Below are 18,342 nucleotides of genomic sequence, written 5' to 3'. Positions count from 1 at the left end.
CCATGTCGATTGATCGGCTACGACGCAGGGTTATGAGTGGCTTTGCCTGCACCGCCGTCAGCGCTGCCTTGCTGCCATGCTGCCTCGGACGAGCCGCCTTGGCCGCGGCTGTCAGCCTGCGGTTCTCGGTTGGCCAAATCGCCGACGGCGTCTTCGCCTTCCAGGGCGTGGATGAATTGATGACCGCAACAAACGACGGTGCCATCTGCAATCTGGGCGTCGTCGTCGGCACCGACGCGGTTGCCGTCATCGACAGTGGCGGCAGCCTGACCGAGGCGCACGCCTTGCTCGCCGCGATCGGAAAGATAACCGCAAAACCGGTTCGCTTCCTGATCAACACCCACATGCATCCCGATCACATTTTCGGCAATGCGGCATTCCGGGAGATCGGCGCGACCATTGTTGGCCATCGCAATCTGCCGCGTGCCCTCGAGGCGCGTGGCGCGTTCTATCTGCACAATTATCGCGAACAGGTCGGCGAAGCGCTTATGAACGGAGTCGAGATCGTTTCGCCGGCGATGCTGGTCGACGATCGCCTGGAACTCGATCTCGGCGGGCGCATGCTCGAACTGCGGGCATGGAAGGCTGCGCACACCGACAACGACCTGACCGTCTTCGACCCCGAGACCCGCACTCTCTTTGCCGGCGATCTCGTGTTCATGGGGTCCTTGCCGACGCTCGACGGATCGCTGCTTGGCTGGCTCCGCCAGATGGAGGCGCTCGCCGCGATCAGCGCCGCGCGCGTCGTTCCGGGTCATGGTCCGGTACCGGCCGACTGGCCGCAGGCGCTGGCAGGAGAACGGCGCTATTTCGAGATTCTGGCGCGCGATATCCGCAAGGCGATCGCCGACGGGACGCCGCTCCGAGAGGCCGTCAAAACCGCCGCCGGAAGCGAACGGGGCAAATGGCACCTGTTCGACGACTACAATGAGCGCAACGCAACGGCTGCTTTTGCTGAACTCGAATGGGAATAGACCACACCGACATGCGCCAGAGATCATGAAGTGGGGCGATTTGCCAACGCGTCGTCAAAGGCATATTCTAAACGCCAGCCTGGGCACCACCTCTGTTGCATTGGTGGAGGCATCGAAATGCAAAATCACGCTTACGCGAGCAGGCAGTTCGCCTTGTCGCTTGCACCATTCTTGGCCGCAATCATCTTGACCATCGGTACGCTGTTCGGCGTCTCCTCAGCCGCCAACGCACAGCAAACAACGGCTTCTTCGGAGAAGATCTGGGAAGACTTGAAAGGCGACGTGTTCGGCGACCGAGCTATTCTGGTCGATACCGGCGTGGTCAGGATCGAAGCGCCAAAGCGGGCGCAAGATGCCGCCATCGTGCCTGTCGACATCTATGTTGACCCAGCCAAGGCGCCGGACGGCATCAAATCCGTGACCTTGATCATCGACGCCAATCCTGCGCCGGTGGCGGCAACGTTCCAGATCGGCAAGGACGCCGGGGTGACACATCTGTCGACACGCGTGCGCGTCAACGATTATTCCTATTTGCGTGCCATAGCGGAGACTCAAGGCGGCCAACTCCACATGGCTCAGACCTTCGTCAAGGCGTCAGGCGGCTGCTCCGCCCCTGCGGTCAAGAACCAGGACGAGGCCATGGCGACGATGGGGCAGATGAAGTTGCGCCAGTTCCCACCCCAAGAGACGATGAGCAAGGCAGAGGAGTTGCAGTTGATGATCCGCCACCCGAACAATTCGGGCCTGCAGCGGGATCCGTTGACCCAGTATTTCATTCCCGCGCATTTTGTTCAGAAGCTGTCGATCTCGCAGGCCGGCCGGCCGATCCTCTCGATGGAAGGTGGAATATCGATTTCGGAAGACCCTAATTTCCGATTCGATTTCACGGCGCACGGCAATGGTGAAATCCAGGTCGAAGCGATCGACACGGATGGCAAGGTATTCCGCAATCAATGGCCGCTGGAGAAAACGGGGCTCTGAAGTCTCGAAATACGGTATGCCGCGCTGCCACCGCGATGGGCACGCTTGATCTTTAGAAGCAACGCACGTCGGCTTCCGACTGCGCACGCTTCAGCTCTGTACGGGCTGCCTTCGCCGGTGCGCTTTCCCGAAACAGCCCCGCGTTTTCCCCCGTCGTCAAAGACATGCTCTTGAAGGTCTCGGCCGTCTCATAGTGGTCGTAGGGAAGGATCGAGGCGATGACGTCGATCGAGCAGGAACAGCTTTCCAGCGCCTGACGCGTCTGGCCGTTCGTTCGCATGCAGCCGAGCACGTAGTCGACAACCGTTACTGTGGGATAGTCTCCCGCAGCACCTGCCGGGTTTGCGATGGCCAGTGTCGCGGTGAAGAGCAGCGGCAAGGTCGAGAATCCAACATATCTGATCATGAGAAACCTCCGGTTGGTCCGGGTTCGATGCGCCCGGACGAGATCGGCGTGCCAGTTGGCAACGCGCCGTAAAGCCAGTCAAGCACCCATGGGTTCCGTATACGACCAAAGGAGGAAAGGGCTGTCCACGAGCGATAGCTATGGATGACGACTTGATCACCGGCTCCGCGCCCAGGCTCCTACGACCGCTTCGCATCTCGCTCAATACCGGGCAACGGCGAGACTTTTTACATGCCATCCAAGATGGGCAGTGATAAACATTAGCAAATAACCTTGGTGTATATTAAAATCAAAAGATCGCCCGTAAGACTATCTTAATACCGTTCTCGGTCTCCACGGAGGCGTAAAACACTTCATATTAAGTTTGTAGTTCTGTTCATTTCTACATATTGCAGTGCATCATTTAGAATATTGCGGTGCAACAATGCACTAGGCCTTTTTTGCTTGCCTAGCCTTTTGGGATGACATAGCCTTTCCCTGTTTCCGGCTTCAAGGGCGTCACCGTCATTAGGGAGCGGCGACAGTCTTTCGTAGGCCAAAGTGAGGTGGGCAGTAACGGTGCCCTCTGCACATCTGGCTTAGGTCGTGACACGCTGCCGGAAATATTTCCCCCCCGTGAATCGCTTGGGCGAGCCCTTGTGGGCCTGACAGTCGATTCATCACTGTGAACCCCGGGAGGAATTCGGATGCGTGTACTTACGAAAGCTACGTATATTCTAACCACTGCGGCGTTTCTGTCGCTCGGCGCGGCCTATACGGCGTCGGCCAACGAGGATCTTGCAAAGCTCGCTTCGGATGCGAAGAACTGGGCGATGCAGACGGGTGACTACGCCAACACCCGCTATTCCAAACTCAACCAGATTACTGCGGATAATGTGAAGAACCTGCAGGTCAAATGGACCTTTTCCACCGGCGTGCTGCGCGGGCATGAGGGTGGACCGCTGATCATCGGCGATGTGATGTATGTCCATACGCCCTTCCCAAACAATGTCTTTGCGCTCGACCTCAAGAATGACGGGAAGATCCTCTGGAAATACGAGCCCAAGCAGGATCCGAATGTCATTCCGATCATGTGTTGCGATACGGTCAATCGCGGTGTTGCCTATGGTGACGGCAAGATCATTCTCAATCAGGCCGACACCACGGTCGTCGCCCTCGATGCAAAGACCGGCAAGGTCGTCTGGTCGGTCAAGAATGGCGACATGACCGACGGCGGCAAAGGCGAATCCGGCACGGCTGCCCCCGTCGTGGTCAAGGATAAGGTACTCATCGGCGTGTCCGGCGCCGAATTCGGCGTTCGCGGCTGGCTGGCCGCCTACAATCTGAAAGACGGCAAACTTGCCTGGAAAGCCTATTCGGAAGGTCCCGACGCCGACACCCTGATCGATCCCGAGAAAACCACCCAGCTGGGCAAGCCGGTAGGCAAGGATTCCGGCACCAACACCTGGGAAGGCGAGCAATGGAAGACAGGCGGCGGCACGACATGGGGATGGTATTCCTATGATCCCAAGCTGAACCTGGTCTACTACGGCACCGGCAATCCCTCGACATGGAACCCGGTCCAACGGCCTGGCGACAACCGCTGGTCAATGACGATCATGGCCCGCGATGCCGATACCGGTGTTGCCAAATGGCTCTACCAGATGACCCCGCATGACGAATGGGACTATGACGGCATCAACGAGATGATCCTCGTCGACGGCATGGAGGTCAATGGCGCCAAACACGACGTGCTGGTGCATTTCGATCGTAATGGTTTCGCCTACACCATGGATCGCGCCACCGGCGAGCTTCTCGTCGCCAAGAAATACGATCCAGCGGTGAACTGGGCGACGGAAGTCGTCATGGACCCAAAGAGCGAACAGTATGGTCGCCCGCAGGTCGTGGCGAAATATTCGACCCAGCAGAACGGCGAAGACACCAACTCGACGGGTATTTGCCCGGCGGCGCTTGGAACGAAGGATCAACAGCCAGCTGCCTATTCGCCGAAAACCGGCCTGTTCTATGTTCCGACCAACCATGTCTGCATGGACTATGAGCCGTACAAGGTAAGCTACACCGCCGGTCAGCCTTATGTTGGCGCCACAGTGTCGATGTACCCGGCACCTGGCGGCGACGGCAGCATGGGCAACTTCATTGCCTGGGATGCGGCCAAGGGCGAGATCGTCTGGTCGAAGCCTGAGAAGTTCTCCGTGTGGTCGGGCGCGTTGGCGACAGATGGCGACGTCGTCTTCTACGGCACGCTCGAAGGCTACATCAAGGCGGTCGATAAGGACGGCAAGGAACTTTACAAGTTCAAGACCCCGTCCGGCATCATCGGCAACATCACCACGTACGAGCATGACGGCAAGCAGTACATCGCCGTTCTGTCCGGCGTCGGTGGGTGGGCAGGTATCGGTCTGGCAGGCGGTCTGCTTTCGCCTGACAACGCTGCTGCCTGGCATGGCGCCGTCGATCAGGGCCGTGCGCAAGGCGATCAGTCCGCGGTCGTTGGTACCGCTGGTCTGGGTGCCGTCGGCGGCTACGCGGCACTTGCCGACTATACGACGCTGGGCGGTCAGCTCACCGTCTTCGGTCTCCCGGACTGACGGGCGGGGAACCTTAAGCACGCCTCAGGTCTTGTTGGACCGGAGGTTTGAAAAACGAGAGCCCGGATCATCCGAAACCATGGCCGGGCTCTCGATGCGGTTGCACCCCCGACACACCGATCAATGCCGGCCACGGCAGCAAAACCGTGTCCACGGCAAATGAAGGAAGCGTTTGAATGTCCGTTCGCATTGTAATTTCGGCTTTCGTCCTGGCTCTGCTGCCTCTGGCAAGCTCAGGCGTGGCGTGGGCCGAGGACAGCATGGAAAAAGCCAAGGCGGTGAAGCAAGAAGGCGGCAAGTATTTGGATGCGGATGGAAATCCGACCTACAAGATCGAGAACGGAACCGTCGACTGGTACACGTTCAGCGGCTACCGCCGGTATCACTCCGATTGCCATGTCTGTCACGGACAGGATGCGACAGGTTCGAGCTACGCGCCGGCCCTGGTCAACAGCTTAAAAACCATGGACTACGCCACGTTCCTCTCGATCGTCGCCGAGGGCCGCAAGAATGTCGGCGGCGGCAAGGAAAACGTCATGCCTGCCTTTGGCGACAACAAGAACGTCTATTGCTACCTGGACGATCTCTATGTCTACCTGCGCGCGCGCGCCGATGGTGCGGCGCCACGCGGCAGGCCGCCCAAGCACGAAGACAAGCCGCAGGCGGCGAAGGATGCCGAAGCATCCTGCATGGGCGGATGACATGAACGGCTGCGGTGCATTGAAGCTGCGCGTCGTTCTGCCGATTCTCGGCGCACTGGCCTTGTTGCCATCGAACGCGCAGGCGCAAGGCGCCGGCCTCGGCGCGGCGGGAGAACTGGTCGATCCCGACATTCTGCGCGTCTGCGCCGATCCTTCGAATATGCCCTTCACCGACAAGAGCGGCGAAGGCTTCGAAAACAAACTCGCCGAACTGGTAGCCGCGAAAACCGGACGGAAGTCCGTCGCCTATACCTGGTTTCCACTTGTCACCGGCTTCGTTCGCAACACGCTGGGAGCGAACCGATGCGACATCATCATGGGCTATGCCCAAGGCGATGAACTGGTGCAGAACACCAACGCCTATTATCGCTCCACCTATGTGTTGGTTTACCCGAAAGGCAACGATATCGAGGGCGTCGAAACGATCGAGGATCCCAAACTCACGGGCAAGACGATCGGGGTTGTCGAGCGCACGCCGCCAACCGCCAACATGGCCGCCAACAAGCTTCTGCGGACCGCCAAGATCTATCCGCTTGCGGTGGATACGCGTGTCACCCCCTCCATGGGGGAGGTCATGATCAAGGACATGCTGGCCCACAAGATCGACGCGGCGGTCCTGTGGGGGCCGATGGCAGGCTACTATGCCAAGCAACTTGGAGCCGATGTGGCGATTGTTCCGCTGATAAAAGAAAAAACCGGCTCGCGCATGTCTTACCGCATCACCATGGGCGTACGTCCGTCCGACCAGGAATGGAAGCGGACGCTCAACCGGGTGATCAGGGAAAACCAGGCGGAGATCAACAGGCTACTGCTGAGTTACAACGTGCCTCTGATCGACGAACATGACAATCCGATCACCCAATGAAGGGAAGGGAGACTGTTTTTTTGCTGGTCGCTGCGAGCCTTATGGGTTTGGCCGAACCGACGCGGGCTGGCGAGATCGCCGAACCCGGCGGGTACCGGATGGACGACTATCGGGCGCCGGTGCCGCCGACGTTGCGAGGCGCCAGGGTGGTGACGACGGCGGAAGCTGAAGCGCTGTGGCGAGCGAAGAAAGCTGTCTTCTTCGACGTGATGCCGAACACGCCCAAGCCGACCAATTTGCCGGCAGGAACGATATGGAGAGACAAGGTTAGAAAGGACATTCCAGGCAGTACATGGCTGGCCAACGTGGGATACGGCGCTATTTCGCAAGAGACCACCAGCTATTTTCGCCAAGGCCTCGAAGCCAAGGCCGGCACGGACAAATCGCGAGCGATTCTGTTCTATTGCATGACGAATTGCTGGATGTCCTGGAATGCCGCCAAACGGGCGATCGAGTGGGGCTACAGTTCGGTAATCTGGTATCCACTCGGCGCTGATGGGTGGGAAGGTGCAAATCTTCCGCTGGAGGTGAAAAGACCATATGAAACGAACAATTGAAGGAAGGTTATGCAATTATTCCCGGTAGTTTTGCTTTTCGATTTTTCAAAACCTACTTTTTCGTTTGTCCATTTTGAGACGTGATGGACGAGCCATTGCTTCGGTGCCCTGCAATGGTTGGCTAACAACAGGGATCGGTCCCTCCGGACTGGTATAAGAGGAGAAATGTCATGAAGAAGAACTGGAAAAAACCGACCATGTGCCAGGTTGCTGCGGGCATGGAAATTTCTCGGTATCTGCCTGCCGAAATTACTCCCAAGAGGTAGGCCGCAGAGGTGCGTGTCCCTGGCAACAGGGGCACGCATCCCCGCAAGGGTTTTGGCGAAAGGTTTTGACGCGTGTAGGGCGCGCGCGGCACTTTTCAGGGCTGCAAATTGCCTGCTGGTCAGAGAAGCCGCGGGGCGGGCGTTTTCATGCATTTGAGGATCATCGGATCGGCGGCAGGCGGCGGCTTTCCGCAATGGAATTGTAATTATCGTCTCAGTCGTGCGGCCCGCTCCGGGATGGCTGGCGTGCATTCACGAACCCAATCAAGTGTCATCGCTTCGACGGATGGGGTCGGCTGGGTTCTTTTCAATGCCTCACCCGACATTCGCCAGCAGATCGCGGCAACGCCAGAGTTGCAACCTGCGCGCGACGCGCCGCTGCGTTCGACGCCTATCCGCGCGGTGGTGCTGACCAATGCCGATGTCGATCATATCGCCGGACTGCTCAGCCTGCGCGAGCGGCAGCCTTTCGCCATCTATGCAACGGCGCAGGTTCTGGCGACGCTGGAGGCGAATTCGATTTTCAACGTTCTCGATCCGGCGGTCGTGCCGCGGCGCATCCTGCCGACAGCGAAAGAATTGGTCATCTGCGATGCCGAAGGCAGCGAGACTGGCGTGATGATCGAGAGCTTTCCGGTGCCTGGAAAGATAGCACTCTATCTGGAGGACAAAGACCATCCGGATGCCAATTTCAGCTCCGACGCCGGTGACACGATTGGAGTCCGAATTGCGGGTATCGGCAGCCGCGATTCTGTCTTCTACATCCCAGGCTGCGCGCGCATCGATGCGACGCTGCGCGCGCGTCTTTGCGATGCAGCCTGTCTTCTGTTCGACGGCACTGTCTACACCGACGACGAGATGATCGTCGCCGGCGTCGGTCAGAAAACCGGCGCGCGCATGGGGCATCTGGCGATTTCGGGAGACGCGGGTTCGGTCGCCAGCCTGGCCGATGTGAGGCTGGGCCGCCGCGTCTTCGTCCATATCAACAACACCAATCCGATCCTTGACGAGAATTCGGCCGAACACGCGGCGGTCAAGGCGGCAGGCTGGGAAGTCGCAGGCGACGGCATGGAGATGGAATTTTGAACGATTTCCGCGATGCGGCCAAAGGCGGCCTGTCCACGAGCGATCTCGAAGCCGTGCTGAGGCAGGTCGGCGCCGAGCGCTACCACAATCATCATCCCTTCCATCACAGGATGACCAGCGGCGCGCTGTCGAAGGCCGAGATGAAGGCCTGGGCGCTGAACCGTTATTGCTACCAGGCTGTCATCCCGCGCAAGGATGCCATGATCCTCGCACATGCCGAGGATCCGGCGTTTCGCGCCGCCTGGCGCAAACGTATCGAAGACCATGATGGCGAGGACGGCTGGAGCGGCGGTATCGCGCGCTGGCTGCATCTGGCAACCTCGCTCGGCTTGAACGCCGAGGCCGTGAAAAGCGAAAGGCTGGCACTGCCGGCGACACGGTTCGCCGTGGGGGCCTATCTCTCCTTTTGCTCCAACCGGACGCTGTTGGAGGCGGTCGCGTCGTCGCTGACCGAGATGTTCTCACCGCTCATCATCGGCGAGCGCGTACCGGCGATGCTGGCCAAATACGATTATATCACCGAGGATACGCTGGCCTATTTCAAGCAACGGCCCGAACAAGCCTCGCGCGACGCCGACTTCGCCCTCACCTACGTGCTCAGCCATGCTGATACGGCGGAACGCCAGCAGCAGGCAATAGATGCGCTGGTGTTCAAATGCGATATACTCTGGGCCATGCTTGATGCGCTTCAACACGCCTATGGCGAGCCGGGAAACATACCGCCCGGCGCCTTCCGCCCCGAGGCAGCCCCATGATGCTGCGCGAAAGAGCCTTGGTGTCGCTGCGATCGATACCCTTCCTGCCGAAGCACGTGCGCATACAGTACGATTCCGTGCGGCAGGCGTTCGCCGTGCTTTCACCGGAGAGAATATTCTGGCCGAACGATATCAGCCTCGACATATTGCGGCGCTGCGACGGACGGTCCACGGTCGGCGAAATCATCGCCGGCCTTGCCACGGATTATGAGGCCGAGGAGGAGGCCGTGGCGGCCGACGTCATCGCCTTCCTGCAAGAGTGGTCGGACAAGCTGCTGGTGAAGCTATGAACACGCCCCTCCTCCCTCCTATCGGCATGCTGGCGGAACTGACACATCGCTGCCCGCTGCAATGTCCTTATTGCTCCAACCCGCTCGAATTGCAGAAGGCCAATCGCGAACTCGACACACAGACCTGGCTCAGCCTGTTCTCGGAGGCCGCCGATCTCGGTGTTCTGCAGGTGCATCTGTCAGGCGGTGAGCCGACGCTGCGCCGCGACCTCGAGCAATTGATCGCCGGACTTTCAGCGCGCGGCGTCTATACAAATCTGATTACCGCGGGCGTCGGCATCGCCGAAGGCCGCATCGAAGCATTTGCCGAAGCCGGGCTCGACCATCTGCAATTGAGCTTTCAGGGCGCACGGCCTGAGACCACCGAACGCATCGGCAACCACAAAGGCAGCCACGACAAGAAGCTGGAGACGGCACGCCGCGCGCGAGCTGCCGGCTTGCCTCTCACCATCAACGCGCCGATCCATCGCCATAACATCGAGGAGGTACCGGAGTTCATCGATCTTGCCCTTTCGCTGGACGCGGAGAGGCTCGAGATCGCCAACGTCCAGTACGCTGGCTGGGCTTTGATCAATCGCGATCAGCTGATGCCCGAGCGTGCAGCAGTCGACCGGCAGGCGGAAATCGTCGCGGAAGCACGCGAGCGGCTGGCCGGCATTATCAACATCGATTTCGTGACACCAGACTATTTCGCCATCTACCCCAAACCGTGCATGGGTGGCTGGGCGCGTGACGCGTTCATGGTGGCGCCTGACGGCACCGTGCTGCCGTGCCATGCCGCGCAGACGATCCCGTCGCTCAGCTTCGAGCGTTTCAAACCACACACCCTCTCCTCGATCTGGGCCGATTCGCCGGCGTTCAATGCCTTCCGCGGCACGGACTGGATGCAGGAACCCTGTCGCGGCTGTGAACGACGCGAGATCGACTGGGGCGGTTGCCGCTGCCAGGCGATGGCGATCGCCGGCGATGCCGCCGCAACGGATCCGGCTTGCGCGAAGTCGCCGATCCACGCGCGCATGGCGATGCTGATCGACGAAGCCAAGCGTACCGCGACAGTTCCTTCGGAGGACGAACCATTCACCTACCGGCGTATCGGCGTCGTGACCGAGCCCGCCTGACAGGTTCTTTCATTCCGCCGTATTCTCGCGCTCGCGCACTGCGTCGGCGAAAGCCAGGGCATCGCGATTGATCCCGACATTGTGCACACGAAAAATCGAAGCACCCTTCAACCGCAGGATGACGCTGGTTGCAGCTGTGCCAACGTCCCGCCCTTCGTCGCTTTCGCCGACCAGGTGATGGGCAAGCCTCTTGCGCGAGGTGCCGACGAGCCATGGAAAACCAAGAGCGCGCAGTTCGCCGAAGCGAGCCATGAGTTCAAGGTTCTCCTCTCCGCTCTTGGCGAAAGCGAAGCCTGGGTCCAGCACGATGCAGTCGTCCGGAATGCCGGCGTTGCGCGCGATCTCCAGCGATCTGTTCAGGAACAGGAACTGGTCGGCGATTACATCGGCCAATTTTTTCCGGTCGCGCCCGGTGTGCATGATGACGAGGCCAGCGCCGGCTTCCGCTGCGACGTGCGCAATGTCGGGTTCGCGCTGCAGGCCGTGCACGTCGTTGACGATATGTGCACCCGCCGCGACCGCGAGACGCGCCGTCTCGGCCCGATAGGTGTCAACCGAAACGATGCAGTCGCCGTCCGACGACAGCGCCTCGATGATCGGGAGGATACGCGATTGTTCCTCAAGCGCCGAAACGCTGCCGGCGCCGGGCCTGGTGGACTCGCCCCCGACATCAATGATCGCCGCGCCCTCGCCGATCATACGCCGTGCCTGTTCGAGTGCCCGCTCCGGCCGATCGAATTCTCCACCGTCGGAAAAACTGTCCGGCGTAACGTTCAAGATCCCCATCAGTAACGATCTCGCACCAAGATCGAGATACCGTCCATGAGCAAGTTGCCAACGGTTCATCGGGCGAGCGCGGCGAGCATCGACGCCACGCCTCCCTGGTGATCGCTCGGACATAGTCTGCCGGGTGCATTCTCGCGAGGGATGCTGAGCTCCATGCCACGCAATACCGCAGTTGGTGTCGTGGTCATCGTCATTGTGGAATTCGCGTCGTATTCGATCTTTCGGTCGCCCAGGCTATCATAACCCCACAGTGCGAGAAGCGAATGTTCGGGCGCCGCAGGGTGTGCGAGAGCCGCCGAGGAAGGAACCACGGAGATGGCAATGGCAATTTCGATTTTCGGCTGGTGTCGTCAGTTCGGGCCAGAGATTAACGGAGCCATCGCTGCATAGGCGTCTGCCTCAATGAGTATGGACGGTTTCACTCATGCGCAATATGTATGAGGATTAAGCCTGCCGTGGCGCTCACATTTTTGCCCGCATCGCTAAGGCAAGTAATGCTCGTTCAATGACGCTGCTAACGCCGCCCGCCTAAGTGTCGATATCAGGGGATCTGGTCAATGACCGACAACAAGTCAGACGTTACCAAGGATTGGCAAGCGACGCAGGGCCAGAAGTCCTCCGCCACGCGTCTTCGTCTTTTCGCCGCACTCTCGTGGATCGTCGCCATTGGCGGCGAAATCTACGGGATTATGCTGCTTCGCCAGAACAAATTCGATCAGGCACACCTGCCGCTGATCATCGGCCTTCTGGTCGGCATCGCGATTTTCGCAATCGCCGGCAACTTGCTGTGGAAGGCGGCGAACAGGCATGATCCGGCCCGTGCATCCGACACGGCCAGGTTCTTCTTCCAAAACCAGCTCGGCGCAATCATCACGCTGATTGCCTTTCTCCCGCTGGTTTTCCTCATCCTCACCGACAAAAACATGGACCCGCGGACCAAGAAGGTTGCCGGCGGCGTCGGCGCTGCGCTGGCCGTGCTCGCGACGATCATGGGGATCAGCTTCAAACCCCCGTCGGTCGAACAATACACCCAGGATATGAACGCATGCGCAGCCCAGATCAAGTCGGGGCAGCCCACCACTGCCTGTTCGCCCGACGTCGCCGCTCAGGCGCAGGCGATCGCGACGGACACCGCCGCGGTGGCGGCGGCGACGCGAGACGCGAGCCACCCCGCAGGTCAGGACGTCGTCTACTGGATCGCGCCCGAAAACGGAGCCGCGAAGTCCACCGAGCCGCATGTTTTCCACCTCTGCGCAGGCGTGAGTCCGCTGAAGGACAAGACCGTGAATAGTGGCTCCGTGACGGAAGCCTACGCACAGAACGCCGTCCGCATCACGAAGCAGATCGATATGGAACAGAAGCAGTGCGGGTTCACTGCCACAACCAGCACCAATTGAACCTGCCTGCGCTCGATCGCGTCCAGCCGTTGGTCTTGTCGAGAGAATGGCGCGCAAGCGCAGATTCAGTATCGACTCGCCGGAGCAACGCTATTGGGCATGGCTCAGAGCCCTAGCAGTCCGCATCGCGTTGCTTGCCAACAGTGACGGCCCGATGTCTCGGTCGAGCGTAAAGCGCTCGCAACGCTCGCCGTCGGACTCGTCGATGAAGCTCTCGACATGTTTGAATCCAAGCTTCGCAAATATCCGCACCGAGGCAAAATTGCGCGCCGCCGCTTCGCCCGTCACCCGTTCAAGCGCCAGAGTTTCGAAAGCGTAGCGGAGAACTTCGCGCGCCGCCTCGCTGCCCAGTCCGTGCCCCCAATGCGCACGCGCGAGCACAAATCCCAATGCGGCTGCCTTGGCGTCGGTTGCGCCGAAGGACAGGGTTATTGTCCCGATCGCTTCCGAAACTCCTACTTGATCTATGGACCACTGGATCGCCGTACCGTCAGCGAAACGCTGACGCGAACGGGCGAACCATCGCTCGCCCGCGCTTATGTCGTCGGGAACAGGATCGCCGGCAAGAGAGGCGGATTCGACATCCGTCGCGCGCGCAAACCATGCCGGGATATCCCGTTTTCTCGGCGCCCGAAGCACGAGCCTTGGTGTCGTGAGCTTGGGAAATCGGACAGTTTCCATCGAAGCATTTTCCACCTGAGGCGGCGCCAATGATAGCCGGAAAGCGGCAATCATAAGCAGCCGGCAAGCCCCCCGGAAAGCCGTCGGCAAGGCAGGCCGTCAACCCGCCAGGCGTCGGTCGCGCGATATGGACAGTCCCGCGAGAAGCGGAGCGTACGCGGCGAGCCTGCGGGATACGAATTCCGTGAAGAGCCGCACGCGCTTCGTCTTGCGTGTCTCCCCCTGCGTGAGAAGCCAGAGCGTTCCGTACATGTGCAGGTCGGTACCCGGCACCCTCACCAGCAGGGGGTCGGCATCTCCGACGAAGCACGGCAGTGTCGTGATCCCGAGCCCTTGCCGTACCGCAACGATCTGTGCCTCGGCGTCCGTGGTCCTGAATGGAACCTCCGTGGTGCGAACCTCGCCCTCGCGAGCCCAGTCCGGAATTCCATGAATGCTTATGACGATCCACCGGACGGGATCGGGCGCGCCCGCATGCCAGGCGGCGAGTCGATCGCGGGACATATAGACGCCGCCGAACAACTCTGGCCCCTTCAGGCCGTGAAGATTGAGCGGCAGGGTTTTGCGGTCATAGACGACGCGGATCGCCACGTCGGCCTCTCGGTTGGTCAGATTTGCCAGCTCCCCGGACGACAAGACGTCCATCTCGATGTCCGGATGCAGACGCGCGAACTCGGCGAAATCAGGCATGAGCAGGTGTGTCGCAAGGGTCGGAGCCAATGTCACCCGCAGAAGCCCGCGCACGCTCTGGTCGCGCCCGAAGACGCGTGTCTCCAACTGGTGCGACGACGCTTCCATCTGGTTCGCGAGCTCGAGCACCTCCTCGCCCGCAGCCGTCAGGCGGTAGCCCGAAGGCAGCTTTTCGAACATCTGCGCCCCAAGGCGTTCCTCGAGCTGTCCAACGCGTCGCAGCACGGTCGAGTGGTTCACACCGAGGCGCTCGCCGGCGGCCCGCACCGAGCCTCCGCGCGCCACGGCCAGAAAATAGCGAACATCATCCCAGTCGATCATGGCGCGATCCCGCACCGCGCGGTGCGCTTTCCAAAGCCCGTATCCAACGCAGTCGTACAGCAGTGTGGGCAGTTATCATAGCTTATGTCGACGAGCGCGGCCCAATTCCGAACGACGGACACCAATTCGTCGCGGCTGGCGGCAGTCGTCCGACCGGATCGATTTTGCACCACCGATGTGCGCACTTCCGCACTCAAAGCCTGACCCCTGCAGACTTATTTCCAGGCTCTCGGGGTTCTTCCCGAACGATCAAAGGCAGAGCCTGGAAGGAAAAGTCATGGGAAAGCTAAACGGGAAGGTTGCAGTCATCACCGGCGGCGCTACCGGCATCGGCCGCGCCGCGGCAAAGCGCTTCATCGAGGAGGGCGCCTTCGTCTTCATCTTCGGCCGCCGGCAGGAAACGCTCGACGCGGCTCTGGCCGAGCTCGGGCCAAATGCCCGCGCGGTGACGGGCTCGGTCTCGGATGAGGCCGACCTCGACCGACTCTACGCGACGGTGAAGGCCGAGCGCGGAACCCTCGACATTGTCTTCGCCAATGCCGGGGCGGGAAGCCAGCTTGCGCTCGGCGAGATCACCGCCGAGCACATCGACGAAACCTTCGACACCAATGTGAAGGGTACGATCTTCACTGTCCAGAAGGCGCTGCCGCTGATGGGCCAAGGCGGTTCGATAATCCTGACCGGATCGAGCGCCGGCACCACGGGCGCCCCGGCAATGAGCGCCTACAGCGCGAGCAAGGCGGCAGTGCGCAACCTCGCGCGGACCTGGGCGGAGGACCTGAAGGGCACCGGCATCCGGGTCAACGTGCTGTCGCCCGGGGCGACCGCGACCGAACTCGCGAAAGAAGCGCTGGGCGAGGAGGGCCAGAAGGTCTTCGCCGCGATGACACCGCTCCAGCGAATGGCTGATCCGGCGGAGATCGGGGCCGTCGCCGCCTTTCTCGCGTCGTCGGACAGCAGCTTCATGACCGCCAGCGAGGTCGCCGTCGACGGCGGCCTTGCGCAACTCTGAGGCGCCACGCCCGGCCGGCACTCCATTCAATTAACCAGCGCCGTTGAGGGCCGGGAATCGACATCAACACGGATCGGAGAAGTATTATGAGCTATGCAATTGTAGGATTCGGCAAGATAGGCCAGGCCCTCGCCCAGGCCTTCGCCCGTAAGAAAATCAAGGTGGCCGTCGCGAGCCGCCGGCCGCCCGAGGCATTGGCGCCGCAGGCTCGGGCGATTGGACCCACGGTCATTGCCAAGTCGCTGCGGGATGCGCTCGAGGCCGACACAATCATCTTGGCGGTCCCGTTCTGGGAGCATCGCGAGGTCGCGAAAGCCCTGCCGAACTGGGAAGGCAAGACGGTCATCGACGCGATGAACACTTTTGGAGTTCTCCCCGAAGAGCTGGACGGTGTGCCGTCCTCCGCCTTCGTCGCGAAGGCGTTCACCGGCGCCAAGCTCGTCAAAGGGTTCAATCACCTGGCTGCGGCCACCCTGGCTGCCGATCCGATCGTCGAGGGCGGCCACCGGGTCGTCTTTCTGTCTGGTGACGACGAGGACGCGACCGCCGCCGTGGCGGCCTTGGCCAAACAACTCGGGTTCGCACCCGTCAAGCTGGGAAAGCTCGACGAGGGTGGCGCGCTTGTGCACGCACGCGGCCGCACCTGGGGCCACCTCATCTTCCAGGATTTGTTCAAGAAGGAGCAGTAGTCAATCTACAACCGCGTGATCAACGCCGAGACCTGGTCGCGCGCTAACTTCTTCGAGCAGCGCGCGACCGAATATTTGAAGACCACAAGGTCGCGAAGGCTGGGGTGGGCCTAACGGCGTATAGGCGCCGTTCGAAGAGCGGGGAGCGGTCAAGCCTGCGCCATGCGGCGGCCGCAATTGGTCGTAGAGCTTTGGGCTGCGGACTAACCGATTGCGCCGGCAGCAATGCCATGCGGCGGCGCAAAAAGGCACTTGGTTGCTGGGCAACGCCCTAAAAGGGCGGAAGTACCGCGGTCACTCTAATGATCCCTGACCAGCTGCATGAAAGCCTCTATCGGACGTAGCGTTTGGCGAACCTTCAGACACGCCGCGAAGGATTGCGTGAACGGCTTGTGATCCGAGATCGAAAGCGCCGTCAAACGATCGTCCGGAAGGTACTCGGTCCTGGAAACAATACCGGCGCCAAGGCGGCTATGGCACGGTCCACGGGCGGGCCCATCGGCGCTTCACGGTTCGGCCACAGCACGATGCCATCATATTGCTTGGCGATCACGTATCGATCACCTGGCCCATCTTGTTGTCGTCGAACTCGGCGTCGATGACCTCCAGTTCGATATTCGGATGGCGCTTGGCTTCCCAGGCGGCGGTGTCGGCGAGGCTGATCAGCCAGGGATGGTTGAAGCCATGGAAGACGAGGCCGATGCGATATTTCTTGCTGGCGTCGAGCACCGGACCTTCAGGCAACGGCAGATAATCCGTGAAAGGCGCCTTGATCTGCAGCTTGCTGTAAGGGCCGACGAAGCTGGCGCCCATGCCCGGCTTCCAGACGAATCCGCCGGCGGGGTCCCCGACCGGATAGACGTCGAGAAGTCCCGGAAACCGTCCTTTTCGAACAGCGCACTGACGTCGGCATTCGATATGCCCGCCTTGGCTCCGTCGGAGTATTTCTTGATCAGGCCATTGAGAACGGCGTGGACGGAGTCTTCGGCGAAGGCCGGAACTGTCGTCAGCGGTGCAGCAGCGAGGACGGAAAGCGCCGCGGCTGTCTTCAGCAGATGGCGACGTGATAATTTCAGCATTTTAGGTCTCCTCCATATTTGCTTTCAGCCCGGGATATATCCCGACAAGTTCAAGTCACTCCTCCTTCCACCAGGATGTGGACGTAGCCGTCCGACACCTTGGTTTCGTAGGTCTTCAGCCGCTCGGTAACGGGCGGTGAAAGCGGTGTGCCGGTGGGGATGTGGAACAGTCCCTGATGCAAAGGACACTCCACCGTCTGGCCGTCGATATAGCCTTCCGAAAGGAAGGCGTGGGCGTGCGTGCAAATGCCTGAAGTGGCGTAGAACTTGCCGGCAAGATTGAAGATGGCGATACATACCCCCTGGTGCTCGATGCGCGTCGCATCGTCGACAGGAAGACTGTCGGCACGGACCGCCTGGATCCACTGCCTGCTTTCTGGATTAGTCTGCGCGTCCATGCGCCTCCCCATGTCCGTTTGTTTCGTTTATTTTCGTTCTCTTTCCTTCGCTCGCAAATTCATTGTGGGAATAGAGATATCGATGAACCCCATGCCGAGTGATCGACCACAGGCAAGCAATCGCCGAAAATACGGCTGCATGGCAGCCGGACGCGGCGATATGTCAGGCACGGAGATCTATCGGAGGGTTCGAACCGGTCGTGCCCGAGACAATGCGCGAAGCGCCAATCTGGTGATCAGAAACAATGCCCTCACGTCCATCGCGATGCGAACGGCCGGAGGGGCCTGCAATTCGTGCACGGAACGCTCCAAAGGAGCCGGAAACGCGAACTTGGAAGCGGGCTGCCAAGGCAGCATCAAGCCGGCAATTGGCGACGATAGTGACTTGCTAGCTCGCTTCGAGGATGGAAAAATCGTCTGGGGCAGATGTACCAAAACACTGATCCCGTATGCCGAAGATCGTGGACCGTGAATGGCTCTAGCGGTAACCTTCCTTCTTCGCCCGAACGCTTCCTCGGAGATGGAGTCAGCGGGAAGCGTCATCAGAAACGTCCGTAGTCGATCACGCTGCTCTGGCTGCGCGAGCTTGCGATCGAGATATTCCACCCGCTGTTCTTCGAGCTTGGCCAGCCGCGCCTGCTCGGCACGCCGCTGGCGGGCAATCTCCACGAGCCGTGCCCGCTCGTGGGTGAAGCGGAACAC

20 protein-coding genes are annotated in these 18,342 nt (G+C 60.5%); 13 read left to right on the top strand and 7 right to left on the bottom strand.

Features of this window, described 5'->3' with window-relative positions:
* Positions 1–2: 2 nt before the first annotated feature.
* Together LB545_RS17990 and LB545_RS17985 are read left to right on the top strand one after the other, a co-directional pair.
* Positions 3–974, top strand: coding sequence for a quinoprotein relay system zinc metallohydrolase 2 (locus tag LB545_RS17990; RefSeq protein ID WP_224705570.1), 972 nt, complete (start codon positions 3–5; stop codon positions 972–974).
* Between the two features lie 117 nt (positions 975–1,091).
* Positions 1,092–1,955, top strand: coding sequence for a quinoprotein dehydrogenase-associated SoxYZ-like carrier (locus tag LB545_RS17985; protein ID WP_140515257.1), 864 nt, complete (start codon positions 1,092–1,094; stop codon positions 1,953–1,955).
* 52 nt (positions 1,956–2,007) lie between these two features.
* On the opposite strand, the gene LB545_RS17980 is transcribed toward LB545_RS17985, so the two are convergent.
* Complete coding sequence (locus LB545_RS17980) at positions 2,008–2,361, bottom strand: hypothetical protein (protein ID WP_140498241.1); 354 nt, start codon at positions 2,359–2,361, stop codon at positions 2,008–2,010.
* Positions 2,362–3,173: 812 nt separating this feature from the next.
* Here LB545_RS17980 and LB545_RS17975 point away from each other — a divergent pair.
* From LB545_RS17975 to pqqE, 8 genes are all read left to right on the top strand, one after another.
* Positions 3,174–4,949 carry a methanol/ethanol family PQQ-dependent dehydrogenase gene (locus tag LB545_RS17975; RefSeq protein ID WP_319023031.1) on the top strand — a complete coding sequence of 592 codons (1,776 nt, stop codon included), beginning with the start codon at positions 3,174–3,176 and terminating at the stop codon, positions 4,947–4,949.
* A 176-nt stretch (positions 4,950–5,125) separates the two neighbouring features.
* Positions 5,126–5,650 (top strand): c-type cytochrome, methanol metabolism-related, encoded by a 525-nt coding sequence (locus tag LB545_RS17970; RefSeq protein WP_140515133.1) that lies wholly within the window; start codon positions 5,126–5,128, stop codon positions 5,648–5,650.
* The gene (locus LB545_RS17965; protein ID WP_140566662.1) at positions 5,622–6,515 is read left to right on the top strand and encodes a substrate-binding domain-containing protein; all 894 of its coding nucleotides are present in this window, start codon (positions 5,622–5,624) and stop codon (positions 6,513–6,515) included. The genes LB545_RS17970 and LB545_RS17965 overlap by 29 nt, the downstream gene beginning before the upstream one ends.
* Positions 6,512–7,072, top strand: a complete 561-nt coding sequence (locus LB545_RS17960) for a PQQ-dependent catabolism-associated CXXCW motif protein (RefSeq protein ID WP_224705568.1) — start codon at positions 6,512–6,514, stop codon at positions 7,070–7,072. Before LB545_RS17965 ends, LB545_RS17960 begins: the two co-directional genes overlap by 4 nt.
* Before the next feature lie 413 nt (positions 7,073–7,485).
* Positions 7,486–8,424, top strand: a complete 939-nt coding sequence (pqqB, locus tag LB545_RS17955; RefSeq protein ID WP_224705566.1) for a pyrroloquinoline quinone biosynthesis protein PqqB — start codon at positions 7,486–7,488, stop codon at positions 8,422–8,424.
* Positions 8,421–9,179: a pyrroloquinoline-quinone synthase PqqC gene (gene pqqC / locus LB545_RS17950; RefSeq protein ID WP_140623871.1), complete on the top strand. Its 759-nt coding sequence runs from the start codon at positions 8,421–8,423 to the stop codon at positions 9,177–9,179. Before pqqB ends, pqqC begins: the two co-directional genes overlap by 4 nt.
* Positions 9,176–9,469, top strand: coding sequence for a pyrroloquinoline quinone biosynthesis peptide chaperone PqqD (gene pqqD / locus LB545_RS17945; RefSeq protein WP_140498256.1), 294 nt, complete (start codon positions 9,176–9,178; stop codon positions 9,467–9,469). The genes pqqC and pqqD overlap by 4 nt, the downstream gene beginning before the upstream one ends.
* On the top strand, positions 9,466–10,587 hold the full coding sequence (gene pqqE, locus LB545_RS17940; protein WP_140557402.1) for a pyrroloquinoline quinone biosynthesis protein PqqE: 1,122 nt from the start codon (positions 9,466–9,468) through the stop codon (positions 10,585–10,587). Before pqqD ends, pqqE begins: the two co-directional genes overlap by 4 nt.
* Before the next feature lie 9 nt (positions 10,588–10,596).
* On the opposite strand, the gene folP is transcribed toward pqqE, so the two are convergent.
* A complete protein-coding gene (gene folP, locus LB545_RS17935; protein ID WP_246679502.1) occupies positions 10,597–11,373 on the bottom strand; it encodes a dihydropteroate synthase in 777 nt (258 codons plus the stop codon).
* Positions 11,374–11,930: 557 nt separating this feature from the next.
* Between folP and LB545_RS17930 the strand changes: the two genes are divergently transcribed.
* The gene (locus LB545_RS17930) at positions 11,931–12,770 is read left to right on the top strand and encodes a hypothetical protein (RefSeq protein WP_140557399.1); all 840 of its coding nucleotides are present in this window, start codon (positions 11,931–11,933) and stop codon (positions 12,768–12,770) included.
* Between the two features lie 90 nt (positions 12,771–12,860).
* Here the strand turns inward: LB545_RS17930 and LB545_RS17925 are convergent, their stop codons facing one another.
* Together LB545_RS17925 and LB545_RS17920 are read right to left on the bottom strand one after the other, a co-directional pair.
* Positions 12,861–13,451 carry a GNAT family N-acetyltransferase gene (locus LB545_RS17925; RefSeq protein WP_140557397.1) on the bottom strand — a complete coding sequence of 197 codons (591 nt, stop codon included), beginning with the start codon at positions 13,449–13,451 and terminating at the stop codon, positions 12,861–12,863.
* A 99-nt stretch (positions 13,452–13,550) separates the two neighbouring features.
* Positions 13,551–14,462: a LysR family transcriptional regulator gene (locus tag LB545_RS17920; protein ID WP_140557395.1), complete on the bottom strand. Its 912-nt coding sequence runs from the start codon at positions 14,460–14,462 to the stop codon at positions 13,551–13,553.
* Between the two features lie 277 nt (positions 14,463–14,739).
* Here LB545_RS17920 and LB545_RS17915 point away from each other — a divergent pair, with 277 nt between their 5' ends.
* Together LB545_RS17915 and LB545_RS17910 are read left to right on the top strand one after the other, a co-directional pair.
* The gene (locus LB545_RS17915; RefSeq protein WP_140498268.1) at positions 14,740–15,474 is read left to right on the top strand and encodes an SDR family NAD(P)-dependent oxidoreductase; all 735 of its coding nucleotides are present in this window, start codon (positions 14,740–14,742) and stop codon (positions 15,472–15,474) included.
* Positions 15,475–15,560: 86 nt separating this feature from the next.
* Entirely contained in the window at positions 15,561–16,163 is a 603-nt protein-coding gene (locus tag LB545_RS17910) for an NADPH-dependent F420 reductase (RefSeq protein WP_140672283.1), read from the top strand.
* A 549-nt stretch (positions 16,164–16,712) separates the two neighbouring features.
* On the opposite strand, the gene LB545_RS17905 is transcribed toward LB545_RS17910, so the two are convergent.
* From LB545_RS17905 to LB545_RS17895, 3 genes are all read right to left on the bottom strand, one after another.
* Positions 16,713–16,976, bottom strand: coding sequence for a hypothetical protein (locus LB545_RS17905; protein WP_140557391.1), 264 nt, complete (start codon positions 16,974–16,976; stop codon positions 16,713–16,715).
* Between the two features lie 316 nt (positions 16,977–17,292).
* Positions 17,293–17,640, bottom strand: a complete 348-nt coding sequence (locus LB545_RS17900) for a non-heme iron oxygenase ferredoxin subunit (protein WP_181167172.1) — start codon at positions 17,638–17,640, stop codon at positions 17,293–17,295.
* Between the two features lie 177 nt (positions 17,641–17,817).
* Positions 17,818–18,342, bottom strand: a complete 525-nt coding sequence (locus LB545_RS17895; RefSeq protein WP_140515119.1) for a hypothetical protein — start codon at positions 18,340–18,342, stop codon at positions 17,818–17,820.

Source organism: Mesorhizobium sp. BR1-1-6, from assembly GCF_020165355.1.
Taxonomy (GTDB): domain Bacteria; phylum Pseudomonadota; class Alphaproteobacteria; order Rhizobiales; family Rhizobiaceae; genus Mesorhizobium.
This window is presented reverse-complemented; position numbering and strand designations above follow the sequence as displayed.